The organism is Streptomyces sp. NPDC002911, assembly GCF_053591835.1.
Genome location: NZ_JBSFUO010000080.1, coordinates 1 through 2,972, shown reverse-complemented (window position 1 = coordinate 2,972; position 2,972 = coordinate 1). Strand labels below are relative to the sequence as shown.

At 65.0% G+C, this 2,972-nt stretch carries 2 protein-coding genes and 1 pseudogene; all 3 read right to left on the bottom strand.

Features of this window, described 5'->3' with window-relative positions:
* Positions 1 to 89 precede the first annotated feature (89 nt).
* Positions 90 to 1,236, bottom strand: a pseudogene (locus ACWD04_RS33880) (IS30 family transposase); the annotation flags it as partial.
* A 240-nt stretch (positions 1,237 to 1,476) separates the two neighbouring features.
* Complete coding sequence (locus ACWD04_RS33875) at positions 1,477 to 1,881, bottom strand: hypothetical protein (RefSeq protein WP_451137564.1); 405 nt, start codon at positions 1,879 to 1,881, stop codon at positions 1,477 to 1,479.
* A 219-nt stretch (positions 1,882 to 2,100) separates the two neighbouring features.
* A complete protein-coding gene (locus ACWD04_RS33870) occupies positions 2,101 to 2,841 on the bottom strand; it encodes a hypothetical protein (RefSeq protein WP_451137563.1) in 741 nt (246 codons plus the stop codon).
* Positions 2,842 to 2,972 lie beyond the last annotated feature (131 nt).

The window sequence follows — 2,972 nt, the reverse complement described above, 5'->3', positions numbered from 1 at the left end:
AGGCCCTGCTTTCATTCCCCGGCCACGAGCCGATCACCCAACCGGGAACCCAAGTTCGACCCGCAACCGAACCTCTCGGTACGACAACGGCTCCTCAGGAGGTCAGCGTAGACCTCTGCCGGAGTGCGGTAGCCATGGGTCTTGCGCGGGCGATGGTTGAGTTCATGGGCGATGGCGTCCAGGTCGGCCTGGTGGAACGTGCGGAGGTCCGCTCCCTTGGGGAGGTACTTCCGTAGCAGCCGGTTGGTGTTCTCGTTGGTGCCGCGTTGCCATGGGCTCCGCGGCTTGCAGAGGTAGATAGGCATCCCGGTCTCGGCGCTGATGGCCTGGCGCTCGGCGATCTCCCGGCCTCGGTCCCAGGTGAGCGTCCGCCGCAGTTGGGGCGGGATGCTGAGGAGACTCCTGGTGAGGTGTGGAGTGACTTGCTCGGCCTTGATGCCGTCCGGCAGCGCGACGATGGCGGTGTAGCGGCTGGTGCGCTCGACGAGCGTGGCGACTGCCGAAAGGCCGGGTGCCCATCACGAGGTCGCCCTCCCAATGGCCGGGGACCTTGCGGTCCTCGACCTCGGCGGGGCGGGCAGTGATGGACACCATGCCGCGGATGATGCCCCGCCCGGTGGGCCGGCGGGCGATCTTCGGGCGGCGCATGGGTCTGGCTGACCGCAGTCGCTGGGTGAGGTTGCGGTCGATCGCCTGCCGCCGACGCGGGTCGTAGAGCGAGAGGTAGATCGCTTCGTGTGAGATCTGCATGGAGGCGTCACTGGGGTACTGGCGTCGCAGCCATCCTGCGATCTGCTCGGGAGACCAGCACAGAGCCAGTTTGGCCTCCACCAGCGCGCGCAGAGCGGGCCGTTGGGCGAGCTTGGCCGGCTTGGGCCGGCGCCCACGCGTGTAGGCGGCCGCATCGGCGGACGCGGCACGGTAGCGGTCCCGGCCGCCGTTGCGGGCAATCTCGCGGGAGACGGTCGAAGGTGATCTGCCCAGCTGCCCGGCCGGCTGCCAGGCAGATTCTCCGGCGGCGATGCCGCGGGATATCTCTTCGCGCTCGCTGCCGGTCAGATGCCGCTCTGATCGCTGCTGCGGGGTGAGGCGGACGCCGCCGCTTTGATACAGGAACCGGCGGACGTGGTGCATCGGCGCCCCGAGCGCCCGCCCGATCAAGCTGAACGACTGCCCCTCGCGCCAGCGTCTCCAAATCTCATCCTGTTGAGCTGGCGAAAACCCGTAGTCACGCACCTGTGCCTCCACGATCACATGATCATCTATGGGCGGTGCGTTGATCACTTGAGGGTGCCAACGTTTGACAGACCCCCCACTGCGCGTTCGTCATGTCCGAGGTGCAGTGCTGCTTGCGGCCAGGCCAGTCCGGCAGCGTTCCCGTACAGCAGGCGTCCTGCAACAACTTCCGGCAGCGATGTCGGACAAGGGGCATGAGGTGCCCGAGGGGGGTTGCAGATGGAACAGGCTCGTTCCCACTCAGCCCTGCGTACGAAGCGATTCGAAGAAATCATCGATCTCCAAAATTTCCGCATCGCTGAGATGGGGGACGCTCCACTGCATCCTCGCACCGTGCCCCATGAATCCAGAAGGGAGTCCCGTCCTGTAGGTCTCCACATACTCGGCAGTGTCGCGACGCCAGTAGTAGGTGCCGTCACTGTGAATGGCGGACCCGCCCATCACGCCGAACTCTTTGCCCACGACGTCCTCCGTATATCCCATGAGGGCGATGATCACCGGAGCTCTTCTCAGGTATTCCGCTACGCGCGAGCAGTCGTGTACGGAAATCTGTCCGGAGAGTTTCTTGATTTCCTCCGAATTAACGCTGAAGCGGGACTGGCTGGAGATACTGCTGAAAAACCCGAGAGGGGTGACCTGGCGCATGTGGCGGCTTCCTGAGCAGGACCGCCGGCGGCGGTGATGGGTATGCTTACGCTGGTGCGTAAGGGGGTGCGCACGGCGTCTCGTTCCGGACGCACCCTTACGGATACTCCTGAGCTGTTTTCAGAGAATTTTACCTCGGGTCGCCCTGGCTTCCCTCAGGCCACTCGCGAACCTTTCCGGTCCGAGGGTGGAGATCTACCTGATGACCGCTCGCGTTTCTCACTTCCACGCCACCCAGAGCCTTGGAGAGTTCACCGGCCGCCTTGCAAGCGCCGTGACAGGTGACCAACTGAATGGGGCCTCCGTTGTATACGGATTTTCTCTGACCAGTACGGCGATCTGCTGCGGGTGGGTTATCTTGCCGTCAACGATGAATTCTCCCTGTTCGTTGCCGTGCACAATGACGTCGTGCCCATAGTCGCCCTTGGACCGCAGCAGATTCTGAATCGTGTTCGTATCGTCTCCGATTGCTGTGGCGGTCCTTGTGTAGCGGACGCTTCCGCTGGCCCAGGTGAACGACGAGGCAGGTGGAACCCCCATCACGGTGGCTCCAGCCGCACCACGAGGCGATGCCGCCGCCTTGCGCCACCCGGTCAGTCCTCCGAGTCCGGTGACGGCGAGCTGTTGGGTGAGTTCGTCGGCTGCTTCGGCGTAGAGGTCGGCGAGTGCGTCGCAGCCTTGTTGGCGGAGCATGTACTCGGCGCGGTGGAGGCGGTAGGCGGGGCGTACGGGGAGGTACGTGTCGAGGAAGGCGCCGGCGCCGCCGTTCTCGCCGGTGAAGGCGTCCTGCGCGTCACCGAGGAACACGAACGGTGACTTGACGACGTCGACGAAGGCGTCACCGAAGATGCCCAGCACGTCGCCGATGCCGTCGACGCTGTCGTTCGGGTCTTCGGGGGTCCGGCCGCTGGGGTCGGTGAGCAGGGTGGGTTGGTTGTCGGCGTAGGCGTACGGGGACACGTGGGGGGTTGAGGTGCTGCGGGGTGCCGGGTCGGTGCTGAGGCGACCCCGGTTGTGTGGACACGCTGACAATGGATCTTGCAGATCCGAGGAAGGGTGTCCTGGTGGGACGGAAGTCTCCGTATCCGGCG

Excerpts from the sequence above, each read along its gene's own strand:
- ACWD04_RS33875 (WP_451137564.1), bottom strand. The coding sequence starts at position 1,881 with ATGCGCCAGGTCACCCCTCTCGGGTTTTTCAGCAGTATCTCCAGCCAG.